The sequence below is a fragment of the Polaribacter marinaquae genome, assembly GCF_038019025.1.
Lineage (GTDB): Bacteria > Bacteroidota > Bacteroidia > Flavobacteriales > Flavobacteriaceae > Polaribacter > Polaribacter marinaquae.
In genome coordinates this window covers 3115673-3133742 of sequence record NZ_CP150496.1, presented here as the reverse complement: position 1 = coordinate 3133742, position 18070 = coordinate 3115673, and the positions used below count along the sequence as shown (strand labels likewise).

At 31.2% G+C, this 18070-nt stretch carries 18 protein-coding genes; 14 read left to right on the top strand and 4 right to left on the bottom strand.

The window, feature by feature from the left end; genetic code table 11:
• Nucleotides 1–115: 115 nt before the first annotated feature.
• Together WG950_RS13915 and WG950_RS13910 are read right to left on the bottom strand one after the other, a co-directional pair.
• The gene (locus tag WG950_RS13915; RefSeq protein WP_340933182.1) at nt 116–928 is read right to left on the bottom strand and encodes a GLPGLI family protein; all 813 of its coding nucleotides are present in this window, start codon (nt 926–928) and stop codon (nt 116–118) included.
• Between the two features lie 147 nt (nt 929–1075).
• The gene (locus tag WG950_RS13910; RefSeq protein WP_077809732.1) at nt 1076–2083 is read right to left on the bottom strand and encodes a 3-oxoacyl-ACP synthase III family protein; all 1008 of its coding nucleotides are present in this window, start codon (nt 2081–2083) and stop codon (nt 1076–1078) included.
• 196 nt (nt 2084–2279) lie between these two features.
• On the opposite strand from WG950_RS13910, the gene htpG reads away from it, so the two are divergent.
• The 9 genes from htpG to WG950_RS13865 all read left to right on the top strand — a co-directional run bounded on the left by htpG (nt 2280) and on the right by WG950_RS13865 (nt 9936).
• Entirely contained in the window at nt 2280–4184 is a 1905-nt protein-coding gene (htpG, locus tag WG950_RS13905) for a molecular chaperone HtpG (RefSeq protein WP_340933180.1), read from the top strand.
• Nucleotides 4185–4382: 198 nt separating this feature from the next.
• Nucleotides 4383–5021 carry a carboxypeptidase-like regulatory domain-containing protein gene (locus WG950_RS13900; RefSeq protein ID WP_340933176.1) on the top strand — a complete coding sequence of 213 codons (639 nt, stop codon included), beginning with the start codon at nt 4383–4385 and terminating at the stop codon, nt 5019–5021.
• Nucleotides 5022–5027: 6 nt separating this feature from the next.
• Complete coding sequence (locus tag WG950_RS13895; RefSeq protein WP_340933174.1) at nt 5028–6035, top strand: transglutaminase domain-containing protein; 1008 nt, start codon at nt 5028–5030, stop codon at nt 6033–6035.
• A gap of 76 nt (nt 6036–6111) precedes the next feature.
• Entirely contained in the window at nt 6112–6999 is an 888-nt protein-coding gene (gene ypfJ / locus WG950_RS13890; RefSeq protein WP_340933173.1) for a KPN_02809 family neutral zinc metallopeptidase, read from the top strand.
• A gap of 7 nt (nt 7000–7006) precedes the next feature.
• Nucleotides 7007–7522 carry a GNAT family N-acetyltransferase gene (locus tag WG950_RS13885; protein ID WP_340933172.1) on the top strand — a complete coding sequence of 172 codons (516 nt, stop codon included), beginning with the start codon at nt 7007–7009 and terminating at the stop codon, nt 7520–7522.
• Between the two features lie 77 nt (nt 7523–7599).
• Nucleotides 7600–8382 carry an SDR family oxidoreductase gene (locus tag WG950_RS13880; RefSeq protein ID WP_340933170.1) on the top strand — a complete coding sequence of 261 codons (783 nt, stop codon included), beginning with the start codon at nt 7600–7602 and terminating at the stop codon, nt 8380–8382.
• Nucleotides 8383–8496: 114 nt separating this feature from the next.
• Nucleotides 8497–8823: an ArsR/SmtB family transcription factor gene (locus WG950_RS13875; RefSeq protein WP_079736963.1), complete on the top strand. Its 327-nt coding sequence runs from the start codon at nt 8497–8499 to the stop codon at nt 8821–8823.
• 11 nt (nt 8824–8834) lie between these two features.
• Complete coding sequence (locus tag WG950_RS13870) at nt 8835–9458, top strand: protein-tyrosine-phosphatase (RefSeq protein WP_340933168.1); 624 nt, start codon at nt 8835–8837, stop codon at nt 9456–9458.
• A gap of 4 nt (nt 9459–9462) precedes the next feature.
• Complete coding sequence (locus tag WG950_RS13865; protein WP_340933166.1) at nt 9463–9936, top strand: DUF6428 family protein; 474 nt, start codon at nt 9463–9465, stop codon at nt 9934–9936.
• A 71-nt stretch (nt 9937–10007) separates the two neighbouring features.
• Here the strand turns inward: WG950_RS13865 and WG950_RS13860 are convergent, their stop codons facing one another.
• Both WG950_RS13860 and WG950_RS13855 read right to left on the bottom strand, forming a co-directional pair.
• The gene (locus WG950_RS13860) at nt 10008–11057 is read right to left on the bottom strand and encodes an RluA family pseudouridine synthase (RefSeq protein ID WP_079736965.1); all 1050 of its coding nucleotides are present in this window, start codon (nt 11055–11057) and stop codon (nt 10008–10010) included.
• A gap of 61 nt (nt 11058–11118) precedes the next feature.
• Complete coding sequence (locus WG950_RS13855) at nt 11119–11676, bottom strand: PASTA domain-containing protein (RefSeq protein WP_340933163.1); 558 nt, start codon at nt 11674–11676, stop codon at nt 11119–11121.
• A 91-nt stretch (nt 11677–11767) separates the two neighbouring features.
• Here WG950_RS13855 and WG950_RS13850 point away from each other — a divergent pair, with 91 nt between their 5' ends.
• From WG950_RS13850 to WG950_RS13830, 5 genes are all read left to right on the top strand, one after another.
• Nucleotides 11768–12745, top strand: a complete 978-nt coding sequence (locus tag WG950_RS13850; protein ID WP_340933162.1) for a D-alanine--D-alanine ligase — start codon at nt 11768–11770, stop codon at nt 12743–12745.
• 42 nt (nt 12746–12787) lie between these two features.
• The gene (coaD, locus tag WG950_RS13845; RefSeq protein WP_079736968.1) at nt 12788–13246 is read left to right on the top strand and encodes a pantetheine-phosphate adenylyltransferase; all 459 of its coding nucleotides are present in this window, start codon (nt 12788–12790) and stop codon (nt 13244–13246) included.
• A 6-nt stretch (nt 13247–13252) separates the two neighbouring features.
• A complete protein-coding gene (locus tag WG950_RS13840; protein WP_340933159.1) occupies nt 13253–14998 on the top strand; it encodes a M14 family metallopeptidase in 1746 nt (581 codons plus the stop codon).
• Nucleotides 14999–15239: 241 nt separating this feature from the next.
• Nucleotides 15240–15707 carry a (2Fe-2S)-binding protein gene (locus WG950_RS13835; protein ID WP_340933156.1) on the top strand — a complete coding sequence of 156 codons (468 nt, stop codon included), beginning with the start codon at nt 15240–15242 and terminating at the stop codon, nt 15705–15707.
• Nucleotides 15700–17913, top strand: a complete 2214-nt coding sequence (locus WG950_RS13830) for a xanthine dehydrogenase family protein molybdopterin-binding subunit (protein WP_340933153.1) — start codon at nt 15700–15702, stop codon at nt 17911–17913. The genes WG950_RS13835 and WG950_RS13830 overlap by 8 nt, the downstream gene beginning before the upstream one ends.
• Nucleotides 17914–18070: the final 157 nt, after the last annotated feature.

The following is an 18070-nucleotide window of genomic DNA, read 5'->3' as shown; positions in this document are numbered from 1 at the left end:
ACAAATGCATTTAAAACAAAAATAAATAGAAAGATGTTTGATAATAATAAAAGTATTTTTAAATTTTTTCTCATAAATAATTTCTAAAAGTATAGATCAAAACTATAAAAAAAAATTAACCTCTTCTACCTCTACCCATTCTATTATTTCTCATTTCTAACATTTTATTTTTAACAGTTTTCGCATATTCCTTTTTAGTTATTTGTTTCCCTTTTTCTGGCGGAGAAACCTCTAAATTATTTTGCTTATCTATTACTATTTCTGTGCATAAAAGCGTTGTATTTTGGGCACTTACTTCTAAAATTAATCCTGGTAAACCCCAATATTCTGCAGGTCCTTGGGCAATTGGTATTGTGGGTGTATACCACGCTTCTACTACAATCATTTTTTCTTCTTGCCCTTCTTTATTAGATGCGTTTAAATCACTCCAAGAAAATTCGAACCATTTTAACTCTTGATAAGGAACAAATGCTTTTGCTTTAAAGCAAGTATAGTTACCAATTTGCTTAGTTTCCGAACCTAAAGTCCAATTAATTTTATACAAATCGTCTTTCACTAAGAACCTTTTACCATAAAACTCTTGAGACTGAATCAACTTGTTATCTGAAATACTTTTGTATTGATCTCCTCTAGAAAAATAAGCTCCCCAAGAATCTGTTGCACCAGATATAGCATCTATTTTTTCATCTTCTTTAAAAAAAGATTCTTGTTTGTTAAATTTTAAAACATATGTTTTTTCTAACCTGTTTTTAAGTCTACTGGCAATTTGTTTTTTCTGAGCTTCACTCATTTTTGCTCCCCATTTTCCTAATTCCATTTTAGATTTTGAAACATAGGTTACTTTACCACTAAAACTTTGAGAAAAAGAGGTCGAAGAAATAAAGAACAAAAAAACAAAAACAACATACTTTATATAACTGACTTTCATAATAATACTTATTTATTGTTTAACAAATATACTAAAATATTAAACAACAAGAACTTTAAATGATATTTGCCTGTTTTAAAAAGATGTTAAACAAAAAAAAAGACTTGTTACAACAAGTCTTTTTAAATTATAAGTAAAATGTAATATTTACCAACGTATAATTACAGAACCCCATGTAAATCCACTACCAAAAGCAGCTAAAACCACAAGATCATTATCTTTTATTTTTCCTTTTTCCCAAGCTTCTGTTAACGCAATAATTACAGATGCTGCAGTTGTATTACCATATTTCATGATATTGTTGTACACTTTATCATCAGAAAGTTGAAATTTCTTTTGAATAAATTGAGCAATACGCAGATTTGCTTGATGCGGAATAAGCATATCAATATCTTCTTTTTGCAATTTATTTGCTTCTAAACCTTCTACAATTGCTTCAGAAAAACGTCCTATTGCATGTTTAAAAACAAATTGTCCGTTCATGTAAGGATAATAAGAAACATCATCAGGATCATTAGCTTCGATAATTTCTGGAACCCATCTTTTAGTGGATGGACCAATTAACGCCAATTCTTTCGCATGTTTTCCTTCTGAGTGTAAATGAGATGATAAAATACCTTTACCAGCTTCTTCGCTTCTAGAAAGTACAGCTGCTCCTGCACCATCACCAAAAATTACAGATACATTTCTACCTCTTGTAGATTTTTCTAAACCACCAGAATGATTTTCTGCACCAATAACTAAAATGTTTTTGTACATACCAGTTTTAATAAACTGATCTGCTACAGACATTGCATAAATAAAACCAGAACATTGGTTACGTACATCTAAAGCACCAATTGTTGGCATCTCTAGCATTTCTTGAATTTGAACTCCGCCACCAGGAAAATACATATCTGGGCTTAAAGTTGCAAATACTATAAAATCAATATCATCTTTAGTTAGACCCGCTCTTTCAATGGCAATTCTAGAAGCTTTTGCCCCCATAACCGCTGTTGTATCTCCAGATTTCGGGTCTATCCATCTTCTTTCTTTTATACCCGTTCTTTCCTGAATCCACTCATCAGAAGTTTCCATAAACTCCTTTAAATCATCATTTTTTACGACATTATCAGGAACATAATATCCAAGACCTGTTATTTTTGAATTATACATAATTTAATGGTCAATATTTTAATTATTCGTTTGTTTGTAATTAGCAAAAATAGTGATTTTTGTTTTTATATCAGAAATAGTTTTTATTGACATTAAAAAACTTCTTTCTGTCATCTTGTCAGAATCTTCTTTTTGGTATTTTTTTTGACTATTGATATATCAAAATAATAAAGTCAAATTTTAAACTATATACAAAATGGCAAAAGGAAATATTAATGTATCGGTAGAGAATATCTTTCCGTTAATTAAAAAGTTCTTATACTCAGATCACGAAATTTTTTTACGTGAATTAATTTCTAACGGAACAGATGCTACTTCTAAATTAAAGCATTTAATTGCTATTGGTGAAGCAGATACTGAATTAGGAGACGCAAAAATTGAGGTTAGCATTAACAAAGATGCTAAAACAATTACTATTAAAGATCAAGGTCTTGGTATGACTGCCGATGAGGTTGAGAAATACATCAATCAAATTGCTTTTTCTGGTGCAGAAGAGTTTTTAGATAAATACAAAGACAACGAAGCTGGTATTATTGGGCATTTTGGTTTAGGTTTTTACTCTGCTTTTATGGTTGCAGACAAAGTAGAAATTATTACAAAATCGTTTAAAGATGCACCTGCAGCGCATTGGACTTGTGATGGATCGCCAGAGTATACATTGGTAGAACATGATAAGTCTGACAGAGGAACAGAAATTGTTTTACATGTTGCAGAAGATTCTTTAGAGTTTTTAGAAGAAAGTAAAATTGAAGGTTTATTAACGAAATACAATCGTTTTAATCAAGTGCCAATTAAATTTGGAACAAAAGAAATTAACGATCCAGAGTTTACACCTAAAACTACAAAAGATAAAGACGGTAAAGAAACTACAGAACCGCACAAACAAATAACTGTAGACAAAATTATTAATAATACAGAACCTGCTTGGACTAAGAAACCAGCAGATTTAGAAAAAGAAGATTATGATAATTTTTACAGAGAATTGTATCCAATGCAGTTCGAAGAGTCTTTATTTCACATTCACTTAAATGTAGATTATCCTTTTAATTTAACAGGTATTTTATTCTTTCCTAAGTTATCTCAAAACATGGATATGCAAAAGGATAAAATCCAATTGTATCAAAATCAAGTTTTTGTAACAGATAATGTAGAAGGAATTGTACCAGACTTTTTACAGATGTTAAAAGGTGTTATCGACTCACCAGATATTCCATTAAACGTTTCTCGTTCTTATTTACAAGCAGACGGTGCTGTTAAAAAAATCTCTGGCTACATTACTAAAAAAGTTGCTGATAAATTATCTTCTTTATTCAAAAAAGATAGAGCAGATTTTGAAACAAAATGGAACGATATTAAAGTAATTATCGAATACGGAATGTTGTCTGAAGATAAATTCTTTGACAAAGCTAAAAAGTTTGCTTTATACCCAACGGTTGCAGATACTTTTTTCACTTTTGATGAATTGATCGAAAAAACAAAAGATACTCAAACAGATAAAGATGGTAACCATGTAATTTTATATGCAGCTAACAAAGATGCACAACACAGTTACATACAAGAAGCTACAGCTAAAGGTTACGAAGTTTTAATCTTAGACTCGCCAATTATATCTCACTTAATGCAAAAATTAGAAGGTGGAGATGGTAAAATTAAATTTACAAGAGTAGATGCAGATCATGTAGATAACTTAATTAAGAAAGACGATAACGTTATTTCTAAATTAACAGAAGAAGAAAAAGAAAAATTAAAGCCTATTATAGAAAGTGCTGTAAACTCTAAATCTTACACTGTTCAATTAGAGGCAATGGATTCTAATTCTTCTCCGTTTATAATTACTGTTCCAGAATTTATGCGAAGAATGAAAGAAATGCAAGCAACTGGTGGTGGCGGAATGATGGGAATGGGTAATTTTCCAGACATGTACAATTTAGTAGTCAACACAAACAGCCCATTAGTTTCAGAGATTTTAAATAATAAAGATGAAGAAGCTCAAAAAGGATTGATTTCTCAGGCTTTTGATTTAGCAAAATTATCTCAAAACCTATTACATGGTGAAGAATTAACAAACTTTATCAAACGTTCTTACGAGTTAATCAAGTAAAACAACGATGTTTTTCGTATAACCGAAAACCACAAATACAAACCTCTCTGTTTTTCAGAGAGGTTTTTTTATGCAAAAATTTTAAGCTTACTAACCCAAAACTACACTTTACCTTTCAAATTAGCCATTTGCCTAAAACTGTATTTTAAAACCTAAAGTTAATAGGTAGTTTTGATACATAACTTTAAAATACATACTATGAAAACACAATTACAGTTAGAAATTAAAAGTCCTTGCAAAGAAAATTTTAATTTATTTAAACAAACCGAAAAAGGTGGGTTTTGTAATTCTTGTCAAAAAGAAGTTATTGATTTTTCTAAAATGACATCTACAGAAATAATAAACTATTTTAAAATGAAATCTACTAAAAATACTTGTGGAAAATTCACTCAAAAACAAATTCACCTTTTTAAACCTAGAAAAAGAATAAACGTTTTAACAGGAATTGCGTTTTCAATGATTTCTTTTCTATCAATAGGAAATATTCATGCCCAAAAGAATAATCAGCAGAAACAAATAAAAAAACTAAATAATATAACTTTAAAAGGTACAGTGTCTGATAACAACGATTTTTTACCTGGAGTTAGTGTTATGTTAGAAGGAAGTAACATTGGTACAGAAACTAATTTTGATGGAGAATTTACATTTCCTAAAAAATTACAAAAAGGAGATGTAATTGTATTTTCTTATTTGGGGTATGTTACAAAAAAAGTAAAAGTAACCTCTAACAATAATAGTTCTAAAGTTTTTATGAATATTAAATTTGAAGAAGATAATTATGTATTAATGGGAGCTGTAGACGTGAGAAATGTTTATAAATCTCAAAAGAAATCTTAGTTTCTTATGAAGTATTTTATACTTTTTGTATTCTTTTTAATTTCTATCGAGATTCATGCGCAGCTTAATGATTTTAAAAACATAAATTTTACAAAAGCAGATAGTATTGCTAAATTATACAATGGTGAAAACTTAAAAAACTTACCAATGTTAACTTATAATTTAACAATAAACTTAGAAACAGATGTAGAAAAATTTAGAGCTATATACTCATGGATTTGTATGAATATAAAAGCTGATTATTATATGTATAAGCGAATTAATAGCGCTAGAAAAAGACATAAAAAAGATAGTATTGCTTATGCAATTTGGAACAAAAATTATTCTAAAAAAGTTTTTAAGAGGTTATTGAACAACAAAAAAACAATGTGTACTGGTTATGCGTACTTATTAAAAGTGATGACAAACTTAATAAATATAGAGTGCAAGATAGTTAACGGTTATGTTAGAAACTCAAGTAGCAACGTACTAACGTTAGAAAACCCAAACCATTCTTGGAATGCTGTAAAAATTAATAATAAATGGTATTTAGCAGATGCTACATTGTCAAGTGGCTATTTAGATTTAAATAACAATGCATTTGTTTTCGATTATAATGATGGATACTTTTTACAAAATCCGTTAATATATTCTAAAACACATTATCCGTTTAAAAAGAAATGGTTTTTAATAGATAACAACAGTAAATCAAAAAATAATTTTACAGAAAATCCAATTGTTTATGGTGGCGCTTTTAAATACGGAATTTACCCAACCAAATCTTTAAAACTAAATAACGATGTATCTAAAAATTATTCTTGCTTTATAAACTTTCACACTTCGAAAACCATAAATCCAAAGAAATTAAAATTAAAAGTTAATGAAGGTAACGAGGTTCTCAACTTAAAGTTAGATATACAAAACTCAAGTCAAATTGCAATTAAACATCAATTTAAAAAAACAGGCAAATTTGACATACATCTATATTATAATAATGAAATAATTACAAGTTCAACTTTTAACGTTTTAGAATAAATTTACATTTTGAACATCAATCTATTTTAACACTTTAAAAATAAACAGTAATTTTATATTTTTAAACATAATAGATATGAAGTGGAGAAGTAATAGAAGAAGTACAAATGTAGATGATAGAAGAGGTGCTTCTTCTGGTAGAAGTTCTGGTGGCGGATTAAACCCAATGCTAATTGGTTTGCTATTAAAATTAGTTACTTCTAAAAAAGGGTTAATTATTGTGGCAATAGTTGCAGGTGTAATGTATTTTACAGGCAATAATCCTCTAAACTTTTTAACCGGAAATACCAATAATCAAATACAAAATACTACTTATAAAGGTTCTGCTAAAGAAAATGAATTAGCAGCATTTAGTAATCGTGTTTTAAGAAGTACAGAAGACGTTTGGAATAAAATTATTCCGAATTACAAAGAGCCTACACTAGTGCTTTTTACAGGTTCGGTAACTTCTGCTTGTGGTGGTGCATCTAGCGCAACTGGTCCTTTCTATTGCCCTGGTGATGATAAATTATACATCGATTTAAGTTTTTTTGAAGAAATGGCAAGAAAACTAAATGCGCCTGGAGATTTTGCACAAGCTTATGTAATTGCGCATGAAGTTGGGCATCATATTCAGAACTTAACTGGTATGAATAGAAAAGTACAATCGATGCGAGGTAAAATTAGCCAAACAGAATACAATAAACTTTCTGTAATGCTAGAATTACAAGCAGACTTTTATGCTGGCGTTTGGGCACATCATGCTAAAAACATGGAATTGATTTTAGACTCCGGAGATTTAAAAGAAGCCTTAAACGCTGCTCATGCAATTGGCGACGATCGTTTACAAAAACAATCTACAGGTAGAGTTGTACCAGATTCTTTTACACATGGTACTTCTGCACAAAGAATGCGTTGGTTTAAAAAAGGTTTTGAAACTGGCGATGTAAACCAAGGTGATACTTTTAACGCTCGTTCTTTATAATTACAATATGTTTACTATTAGAAAAGCGACCAACAAAGACGTTAAAAAATTAACCGAAGTTGGTAAAAAAGCATTTTACTTACCGCATAAAGATGCAATACCTAAGCATATAATGGATGTGTATCTTAAAGAGAATTTTAATGAAGAAAACATCATCGCTGAAATTAATAATAAAAATTTCGAGTATCGTTTGTTATATGTTGATGATACTTTAGCCGGATTTTCTAAAATTATTTTGAATCAGAAAAATGAAAATATCAATCTAGAAAACGTCACCAAAATGGAACGTTTGTATTTAGTAGAAGATTTTTTTGGCAAAGGTTTAGGAAAAGAACTCTTTAAATACAATCTAGATTTTATTCAAAAAGAAAATCAGAAAGGAATTTGGCTTTACGTTTGGATTAAAAACTTTAGAGCCATCGATTTTTATAAAAAAGTAGGATTTAAAAAAATTGCTTCTTATGATTTTCCAATATCAGCCACAGAAACTAGACCTAACTATTTATTATTTCTAGAATTTTAAAAACGTTAATCTTACAGTTATTTGCGTTCAATTATACTTTTAATTTACAATATCTTTGATATATAAATCTAAACGTTATGAAAAAAACAGCATTAATTACAGGAGCAAGTAGCGGAATCGGAAAAGAATTTGCAAAAATTCATGCAAAAACTGGTGGCAATTTAGTTATTGTTGCTAGAAGTAAAGATAAACTATTAGCTTTAAAAGAAGCGTTAGAAAAAGAATATAAAATACACGTATCTGTTATAGAGAAAGATTTAACAGAAAAGGATGCTGCAAAAGAGGTTTTCAATTTTGTAAAGTATAGCAAAATAGAAATCGACTATTTAATTAACAATGCGGGTTTTGGTGGAATTGGTAAATTTCATGAAAGAAAGTTAGAAGAAGACCTAAACATGATTCAATTAAACGTTGTTGCACTTACGGCATTAACAAGATTGTTTTTACCAACTTTTGTAGAAAAAAATAGCGGTAAAATATTAAATGTATCTTCTACTGCTAGTTTAATGGCAGGTCCTATGCAAGCTGTGTATTTTGCAACAAAGGCTTATGTAACTTCTTTTAGCAATGCTATTGCAGAAGAATTATCAGAAACAAACGTAACCGTTACCACATTAATGCCAGGTGCTACAGAAACCTATTTTGGTAAAACTTCTGGTATGGACAAAACTTCTCTATTTAAAAATACTGCAGATGCAAATTCTGTTGCTAAAGATGGTTATAATGCAATGCTTAATGGAGATTTAGATGTAATATCTGGCGTAAGTTTAGCGCAGAAACTAATGCTAAAAGCAATACCTATAACACCCAAAAAAGTGTTGTTAAAACAAGTGAAGAAAATGCAAGATCCTAATTCATAAAAAACAATTAGAGACTAATATATCAAAAAGCAACTACACTATTTTTTGTAAAAAAATGAAGTAGTTGTTTTTTATTTAAAACATTAATCGTAATATTGCAATAAACAAATACGAATGGGATTAACGAAGTCAGAAATATTTACAGAACAACAAAATGAAATTGCTGCCATTGCCAAAGTATTAGGGCATCCGGCAAGAATTGCCATTCTAGAACATATTATAAAACTAAATACTTGTGTTTGCGGAGACTTGGTAAAAGAAATAGGACTCGCACAACCTACAATTTCACAACATTTAAAAGAATTGAAAAAAGTAGGTATTATAAAAGGTACTATAGAAGGTACAAGTGTTTGCTATTGCATAAACGAAGATAACTGGAATAGAATTACATCTATATTAAATCAATTTTTAAATAAAACGCCAACCAACAACTGTTGTTAATCTTAAGTCTAATGGAAAAAAAAGTGTACGATAAAATAGAAAATACTATTTTAAACTTAAATGTAGAAACCATTTCTACGGATAGAAAAAATGTTTTACAACCGCTTATAGATTTTGTACAAAGTAAAGTTACTGCTAATAAAGATGCGAATATTAACTTTATATGTACACACAATTCTAGAAGAAGCCATTTAACGCAAATATGGGCACAAACACTTGCCAACTATTTTAATTTTAAAAATGTTACCACTTATTCTGGTGGTACAGAGGCTACAGCAATGTTTCCTATGGTTGCAGAAACTTTAAAAAATACAGGTTTCGAAATTTTAGAATTGTCTGAAAGTAAAAACCCTGTATATGCAATAAAGTTTAACGACAACACAAATCCTATAATTGGTTTTTCTAAAAAATACGATGCAAAATTTAATCCTGCTTCTGGTTTTGCAGCAATCATGACGTGTTCTCAAGCAGATGGTGGTTGTCCTTTTATTGCTGGTGCAGAAAAAAGAATACCAATTACTTACGATGACCCAAAAATGTTTGACAATACACAACAACAAGCAGAAAAATACCAAGAAAGAAGTTTACAAATAGCAACAGAAATGTTCTATATATTTTCTAACATAAAAAAGTAACCTTATGAAATTATCAGAAATTAAAAATCACTTAAAAGGTTTAGAAACCATAGGTTTTATACTACCTAACGGAGAGTTGGTAGCAAGTCATTTTCACGTTACAGAAGTTGGTAAAATCACCAAAGATTTTATTGATTGTGGTGGCAAGGTTAGAAATGAAACAGTTATCAATTTTCAATTGTGGGAAGAGAATGATTACGACCATAGATTGCATCCAGAGAAATTGATAAATATTATTGAGTTATCAGAAAAAAAGTTTCAGTTTGATGATTTAGAAATCGAAGTTGAATATCAAGGTAAAGAAACTATTGGTAAATACGGATTGGATTTTGACGGAACAAACTTTTTGTTAACATCTAAAGTTACCGCTTGTTTAGCCCCAGATGCTTGCGGGATAACACCTTCGAAACCAAAATTGCAATTTTCAGAATTAAATAGCGGTGCAACAAGTTGCAGTCCTAACTCTGGTTGTTGTTAATCAATACCTTTAAAAAGCAAAAAAACTGTTATCTAACATAGATAACAGTTTTTTTTATTTCATAATATCGACTATAACAAATCGTCTGAATCTACGTCTTTCGAGTTTTCAGAATAAGTCCTCCATTTTTCTAAACACTCTGTAATATCCGAAGGTATTTCAGAATTAAACTGCATAAACTCGCCCGTAGTTGGGTGTGTAAAACCTAAGGTTTTTGCGTGCAATGCTTGTCTTGGTAATACTTGAAAACAGTTATTTACAAATTGTTTGTATTTTGTAAAAGTGGTTCCTTTTAAAATAGCATTACCACCGTAACGTTCGTCGTTAAAAAGTGTATGCCCAATATGCTTAAAATGTGCTCTAATTTGGTGCGTTCTACCTGTTTCTAATTTACATTGTACTAAGGTTACGTAGGTAAGTCTTTCTAAAACTTTAAAATGAGTAACAGCGTGTTTACCAAATTCCCCATCAGGAAAAACAGCCATTTGCAATCGGTTTTTTAAACTTCTACCAATATTGCCTTCAATTCTTCCTTCATCTTCATCTATATTACCCCAAACTAAGGCATAATATAAACGTTCTGTTGTTCTGTCATAAAATTGTTTAGATAAATGCGCCATTGCAAATTCTGTCTTTGCAACAACCAACAAACCACTAGTATCTTTATCTATTCGATGCACCAAACCTGGTCTTTCGTTAGAGTTGGTTGGTAAATTTTCTATATGATGAATTAGACCGTTTACCAAAGTACCAGAATAATTACCATGCCCAGGATGCACAACCATACCTGCGGGTTTATTTACTACAATAACAGCATCATCTTCATACACAATATCGATAGGAATATCTTCTGCTACCAAAAGATTTTCTGCTGGCGGATACGCCAACACAACACGAACTACATCGTGTGGTTTTACTTTATGATTCGATTTTACAGCAACATCATTTACCAAAACATTACCTGCTTTTGCCGCTTGTTGTACTTTGTTACGTGTAGCATTTTCAATAAAATTCATTAAAAACTTATCTACTCTTAAAGGCACTTGCCCTTCACTAGCAGTAAACCTATGGTGCTCGTACAACTCTTCCTTTTCTAAATCTTGATTTTGATTTTCTTGCAAACCGATTTTCTTTATTTCTAATTAATTACTTACTACTCGCAATACAACAATAAAAAGTAAATTAATTACCGTTACCGTCTCCTAGCACTAAATCTACAATAGAGTTTAAAGGCAGTTTATCGCCTTCATTTAAAACTTTTCCTTTGTAGCGCAAACCTCTAACAACATCTTTACCAATATCATTTACATACGTATAGTTTGTACCAACAATTAAGCCCATTGCTCTTAATTGAGAAGATGCTTGTCTTTTGGTTCTACCGTTTAAATTCTGAATAGTAACATCTCTGTATTTAGACGGATTTAAGGTTAAATAGATTTTACGTTTTTCTTTTACAAAATCACCTGCTAAAGGTGTTTGTTCGATTACAGATTTTTTTGGATAATCTGGATTAAAGCTAGCACTATCTATAATTTTATAAGTTAAATCTAATTCGGTTAACTTTCTTTCTACCTCATCTAAAGAAAGTTTTTGTAAATCTGGAACCTGTATTTTTTGGTTATGATTGGTGGTAACACCTAACCAAAATTTTAGTGCAAAAACAAACACCAATAAACCGATAACTACAATAGCTATTTGTACAAAAAAAGTTTTACTTTTTAAAAACTGAATTAAACTCATAATCATTTTTTTAATCACGCAAAGATATAAAAACTAAACGTTGCTATTTCTATTTATATTTTGATAAATTTGTTTTATTATTTTTTATAAAATGAAGCAAAATATTGCCATAGTAATGGGTGGTTATTCATCTGAAGTTCACATTTCTTTAAAAAGCGGAAATGTAGTTTATAACCATCTAAACAAAGACAAGTACAATGTCTATAGAGTCCTTATTTTAAAAGAAAAATGGGTTGTATTAGATCATAATGAGAAAGAATACCCAATAGATAAAAACGATTTTTCTTTTATTTATAAAAATGCTAAAGTTACTTTTGATTGTGTTTTTAATGCCATACATGGTGCTCCCGGAGAAAACGGACAACTGTTAGCGTATTTCAACCTTATCAATATAAAGCACACCTCTGCCCCATTTTATCAAATGGCTTTAACTTTTAATAAAAGAGATACGTTAAGTGCGGTAAAAGCTTATGGTATTCAAACAGCAACATCTATTTACATCAATAAAGGCGATTTTATAGATATCGATGCTATTGTAAAAAAAGTAGGTTTGCCTTGTTTTATCAAACCAAACAACGCCGGTTCTAGCTACGGTATTTCTAAAGCGCATACAAAAGAGGCCATTTTACCTGCCATAGAAACTGCTTTTAAAGAAGATTCAGAAATTTTAATCGAGTCTTTTTTAGATGGTACAGAAGTTTCTGTTGGTGTTATTCAATACCAAGGTAAAGTTAAAGTGTTACCAATTACAGAGATTGTTTCTGAAAACGATTTTTTCGATTACGAAGCAAAGTACCAAGGCAAATCGCAAGAGATTACGCCGGCAAGAATTTCTTCTATACAAGAAGCAAAAGTAATAGCAGTTGCCAAAAAAGTATATACCATTTTAAACATGCGTGGTTTTTCTAGATCTGAATACATTTTTGTAAACGACGAACCTTACTTTTTAGAAATGAATACTGTACCAGGATTAACAGAAGAAAGCATATTACCACAACAAGCACAAGCTGCAGGCATTACTTTAGCTGCATTATTTGAAAATGCCATAACTACTGCTTTAAAAAACTAAGAAATGCCGCAGTTATACTGTAGCTAATTTAAAATATTAAACATGAAAAGAGCAATTTTTCCGGGATCTTTTGACCCAATAACACTAGGCCATTTCGATATTATCGAAAGAGGTGTTACCCTTTTTGATGAATTGATTATTGCCATTGGTGTAAATGCAGATAAAAAATATATGTTTTCGTTAGAAGAACGCAAAAACTTTATTGAAGAATGTTTTAAAGACAATCCAAAAATAAAAGTAGTGACCTACAAAGGTTTAACAGTCGATTTTTGCGAGCAAAATGATGTTGATTTTATATTAAGAGGTTTAAGAAATCCGGCAGATTTCGAATTCGAAAAAGCCATTGCACACACCAATAGAGATTTAGCAGCTATAGAAACAGTGTTTTTATTAACTGCGGCTAGCACTTCTTATATTTCTTCTTCTATTGTAAGAGATGTAATTAGAAATAATGGTGATTACACCAAATTAGTTCCGAAACCTGTTAGAGTAAAACAATAAACTACCATGAAAAAACTACTACTATTTGTCTTAACTCTTTTTATAATTTCTTGTAATAAAGATGCAAAAGATACCATCGATTTTACAACTCAATTCGAAAAATCCAAAGGTAAAGAAACACCAGAATACAAAGATATTATTACGTATTATGAAAATTTAGCAGAAGCTTATTCAGAAATCTCTGTATTTACCTTCGGACAAACGGATGCTGGCGAGCCTTTACATCTAATTACTTACAATAGAGAAGGTGTTTATAATATTGATGAAATTACCAATTCTTCTAAAAATAGAATTCTGATAAATAACGGAATTCATCCGGGAGAATCAGACGGAATTGATGCATCGATGATGCTTTTAAGAGACATCGTTCAAAATGATTCTTTACAAGAAAAATACAAAAACACTTTAATTGCAGTGATACCTGTGTATAATGTTGGTGGTTCTTTAAATAGAAATTCGCATACAAGAGCCAATCAAAACGGTCCGTTAGAATATGGTTTTAGAGGCAATGCAAGAAACTTCGATTTAAATAGAGACTTTATTAAACAAGACACTAAAAATGCGGCAGCTTTTGCAGAAATTTTTCATGCAGTACAGCCAGATGTTTTTATAGACAATCATGTTAGCAACGGTGCAGACTATCAATATGCAATTACTCATTTATTTACACAGCACAATAAATTGGGTGGCAAATTAGGTAGTTTTTTAGAAACGACCATGAGGCCAGAAATAGAACAATCTTTAGAAGATAAAAACATTATTATTACACCGTATGTAAATGTTTGGGGCAATACGCCAGAGGCAGGTTTTTCGCAATTTTTCGATTCGCCAAGATATTCTACAGGGTACACTACTCTGTTTAACACTTTGGGGTTAATGGTAGAAACACACATGTTAAAACCTTATAAAATTAGAGTAGAACAAACTTATGAACTAATGCTTTCTGCTTTTGATTTTACAGATAAAAATTCAGAAAAAATTAAAGAATTAAGAGCAAAGGCACTCGAAGAAATTCTTGCTAAGAAAAAGTACCCAATTGCATTTGCCGTTGATAATACCAAACCCACAACACTTAATTTTAAAGGATATGAAGCTAGTTATATAGACAGTAAAGTTACAACTGGCAAAAGGTTGTTTTACGATACTACAAAACCATTTGAAAAAGAAACCAACTACTACAACAATTTTAAAATTACAAAAGAAATAGAGATTCCGGATGCTTATATTTTAAAACAAGGTTGGCATAAAGTTGTAGATCGATTAGATAATAATGCCATTGCATATACTCGCTTTAAAAACGACACTACAATTACTGTAGAGGTTTCTCATATTAAAGATTTTAAAACTAGAAGTGCTGCATACGAAGGCCACTATTTACATTATGGCACAGAAACTGTAAAATCAACAAAAGAAGTTGCTTTTAAGGCAGGTGATTTGTTGATTCCTACAAATCAAAACGGACTTAGATATCTTATAGAAACCTTAGAAGCAGAAGCTACAGATTCATTTTTTAATTGGAATTTCTTTGATACTATTTTACAGAAAAAAGAAGGCTATTCTGCATATGTTTTTGAGGATATTGCCGAACAATACCTTTCAGAAAACCCTGAATTAAAAATCGCTTTAGCAGAAAAGATTAAAAATGATGCCAATTTTGCGAAAAACCCAAGAGCTCAATTAGATTTTGTCTATAAACAAACGCCACATTACGAGCCTGCACATTTATTACTGCCAGTTTATAAATTGTATTAAACTTTTTACAAAGCTATATTTATACGCTTTAAAAGATACTACCCTATTAAAATAAACAACATCAATAGATTTGTAAAAGCTTTAAACAGCGATTACAAATCTATTTTTGTAATAGACAAACAATGGTTTTGCTTTTAATTAGCCCATAAACTCTTGCTTTACATTACATAAAAACCCATCACTTAAAATAAGCAACAAACTCTTTTTTATTTGTAACTTGTAGACTTTAAAACGTCTATAAGTGAATACAAATTTATCTATCAACGGAAAAACATATACCATAAATGCACAAGAAGACATGCCGCTTCTTTGGGCAATTCGAGACATTGTTGGCTTAACAGGTACTAAGTTTGGTTGCGGTGTTAGCCAATGCGGTGCTTGTTCTGTATTATTAGATGGTAAATTAACCAAATCTTGCAGTGTACCGGTTTCTTACGCTCTAGACAAGCAAGTGTTTACAATCGAAGGGAGTTCTAAAAATTTAGAAATCTTAAGACAAACTTGGTCAGAAATTAATGTACCACAATGTGGTTATTGTCAGTCTGGGCAATTAATTGCAGCCACTGCACTACTAGACACTGTGGCCAACCCAACAGACCAAGATATAGACAAAGCCATGAGTAATAATATTTGCAGGTGTGGTACTTTTACTCGTATTAGAAAAGCAATTCATGAAGCAGTAGCTCTAAAAAACAAAACAGATGAGTAACATACAAAAAATAGACAGAAGAAATTTTGTAAAACTATTTGGTTTGGCTTCTGGTGGAATAATTTTAGGATGCACATCAACCACGATAGAAAAGAAATTTAAACCCACAATAAATCCAGATTTTTTTGAGCCTAATCTATTTGTACAAATAGATATCGCTGGTACAATTACTTTAATTGCTTCTAGATCTGAAATGGGACAAGGCATAAGAACCTCTTTAGCTTCTGCAATTGCAGATGAATTAGAAGCAGATTGGCAATACGTAAAAGTAAAACAAGCAACAGGGCATGAAAAATACGGAAACCAAAACACAGACGGTTCTAGAAGTGTAAGAACAAGGTTAGAACCCATGCGTAAAATGGGTGCAGCAGCTAAAATGATGTTGATTTCTGCGGCAGCCACAAAATGGAACATTGCTGAAAAAGATTGCAAAGCAGAAAATCATTTTATTATAAACACCTTAACTAACGACAAGTTATTTTATGGTGATTTGGTGGCATTGGCATCTCAATTAGAAGTGCCAGAAGAAACTACAATTCAATTAAAAAAAGTAGCAGACTTTAAATATATTGGTAAAACCTTAAAAAGTGTAGATTTAAAAGATTTTACAACCGGAACCGCTACTTATGGTATCGATGTAAGAATACCAAACATGCAATTTGCAGCCGTTGCCAGATGTCCGGTAGCATTTGGCTCTGTAAAGAGTTTTAAAAAAAATAAGGCAGAAAAAGTTGCGGGTGTTTCACAAATTATAGCATTAGAAAGACGTACGCCACCTACCGGAAAATTCTTTGGTATGTTTGGTGGGGTTGCCGTTGTTGCCAACAATACTTGGGCAGCTTTTCAAGGTAAACTAGCTTTAGATATCGAATGGAATTATGGTGACAATGCTGCTTTTAATACAGAAGAATTTAAACAAACACTTACAGAACGCGTACACAAAAGAGGTAAATTAGTTCCTGGTGGTAACGGAAACGTACACACTGCTTTTAAACATGCAGATCAAGTAGTAGAAGCTACCTACCATGTGCCTTTTTTAGTACACGCGCCTATGGAGGTGCCCAATGCTACTGCTTGGTTTCAAAAAGATAAAATAGAGGTTTGGGCACCTGTGCAAGATCCACAAACTGCTAGAAGTGAATTAGCGCACTTTTTTGAAATTCCGATTGAAAACATCACCATTAACGTTACATTTTTAGGTGGTGGTTTTGGTAGAAAATCAAAGTCGGATTTTGTAGTTGAAGCCGTAACTATTTCAAAAAAAATAAACGCGCCTGTACAAGTAGTTTGGACGCGAGAAGACGATATACAACATAGTTTTTACCATGCAACAAGTACACAATATTTAAAAGGAAGTTTGTTAAACGGTAAAGTAACCGGTTGGTTGCAAAGAGTTGGGTTTCCTTCTATTGTTTCTTCTTTCAAACCTTTGTCTGATTATGCCTCTGGTTTTGAACTTGGCCAAGGTTTTACAAAAAATCCATATCAAATTCCAAATTTTAGATTAGAAAACGTAAAGGCAGAAGCCAACCTTAGAATTGGCTGGCTGCGTTCTGTAGTTCATATTCACAGTGGTTTTGGTAACAACTCTTTTGTAGACGAATTGGCCTTTGCAGGGAATATAGATCCTGTGCAAATGCATTTAGATTTACTAAGCAAAGAAACCATAAGTTTAGAAAAAACAGCATTGCAATATCGTACTAACAGAATGGTTGCAGTGTTAAAACAAACCGCTAAAATGGCCAATTGGGGTAAAAAGCTTCCTAAAAACCACGGTATGGGTGTTGCCATACATTATAGTTTTTATAGCTATGTAGCCACCATTGTAGAAGTTTCTGTTATTGATAAAAAAGTAAAAATAGAAAATGTATTTACCACGATAGATTGTGGTTTGGCTTTGAATAAAGATAATATTAAAAACCAATTAGAAGGTGCAGCCATTTTTGGAATGTCTTTAGCCATGTACGGTAAAATCTCTACAGAAAATGGTGCTGTTAAGCAGCATAATTTTTTCGATTACCAAATGGCACGCATGCAAGACTCCCCAAATATACACATACACATAATGGATAAAATGCACGAACCACCAACAGGCGTAGGTGAACCTGGTGTACCTGTAATGGCACCTGCTATTTGCAATGCTATTTTTAAAGCTACAGGGCAACGTGTAAGAAGTTTGCCTTTAACAGATGCTGGTTTTGTGTAATTGTTAAAAACCCTTAGTATCTCTTTGAATAAATATGCAACATAAAACCTTTTTTTAAGTTTAAATATTGTATATTGTACAAGGCGCATACTTACCTGCAAAACAAGCGTTTACAACCAACACTAATAAAAACACTACAACTTCTTAAAATTTATAC

Bases quoted from the DNA above. Each gene is read 5' to 3' on its own strand.
- WG950_RS13915 (WP_340933182.1), bottom strand. From the start codon at position 928: ATGAAAGTCAGTTATATAAAGTATGTTGTTTTTGTTTTTTTGTTCTTT.
- WG950_RS13910 (WP_077809732.1), bottom strand. From the start codon at position 2,083: ATGTATAATTCAAAAATAACAGGTCTTGGATATTATGTTCCTGATAAT.
- htpG (WP_340933180.1), top strand. From the start codon at position 2,280: ATGGCAAAAGGAAATATTAATGTATCGGTAGAGAATATCTTTCCGTTA.
- WG950_RS13900 (WP_340933176.1), top strand. From the start codon at position 4,383: ATGAAAACACAATTACAGTTAGAAATTAAAAGTCCTTGCAAAGAAAAT.
- WG950_RS13895 (WP_340933174.1), top strand. From the start codon at position 5,028: ATGAAGTATTTTATACTTTTTGTATTCTTTTTAATTTCTATCGAGATT.
- ypfJ (WP_340933173.1), top strand. From the start codon at position 6,112: ATGAAGTGGAGAAGTAATAGAAGAAGTACAAATGTAGATGATAGAAGA.
- WG950_RS13885 (WP_340933172.1), top strand. From the start codon at position 7,007: ATGTTTACTATTAGAAAAGCGACCAACAAAGACGTTAAAAAATTAACC.
- WG950_RS13880 (WP_340933170.1), top strand. From the start codon at position 7,600: ATGAAAAAAACAGCATTAATTACAGGAGCAAGTAGCGGAATCGGAAAA.
- WG950_RS13875 (WP_079736963.1), top strand. From the start codon at position 8,497: ATGGGATTAACGAAGTCAGAAATATTTACAGAACAACAAAATGAAATT.
- WG950_RS13870 (WP_340933168.1), top strand. From the start codon at position 8,835: ATGGAAAAAAAAGTGTACGATAAAATAGAAAATACTATTTTAAACTTA.
- WG950_RS13865 (WP_340933166.1), top strand. From the start codon at position 9,463: ATGAAATTATCAGAAATTAAAAATCACTTAAAAGGTTTAGAAACCATA.
- WG950_RS13855 (WP_340933163.1), bottom strand. From the start codon at position 11,676: ATGAGTTTAATTCAGTTTTTAAAAAGTAAAACTTTTTTTGTACAAATA.
- WG950_RS13850 (WP_340933162.1), top strand. From the start codon at position 11,768: ATGAAGCAAAATATTGCCATAGTAATGGGTGGTTATTCATCTGAAGTT.
- coaD (WP_079736968.1), top strand. From the start codon at position 12,788: ATGAAAAGAGCAATTTTTCCGGGATCTTTTGACCCAATAACACTAGGC.
- WG950_RS13840 (WP_340933159.1), top strand. From the start codon at position 13,253: ATGAAAAAACTACTACTATTTGTCTTAACTCTTTTTATAATTTCTTGT.
- WG950_RS13830 (WP_340933153.1), top strand. From the start codon at position 15,700: ATGAGTAACATACAAAAAATAGACAGAAGAAATTTTGTAAAACTATTT.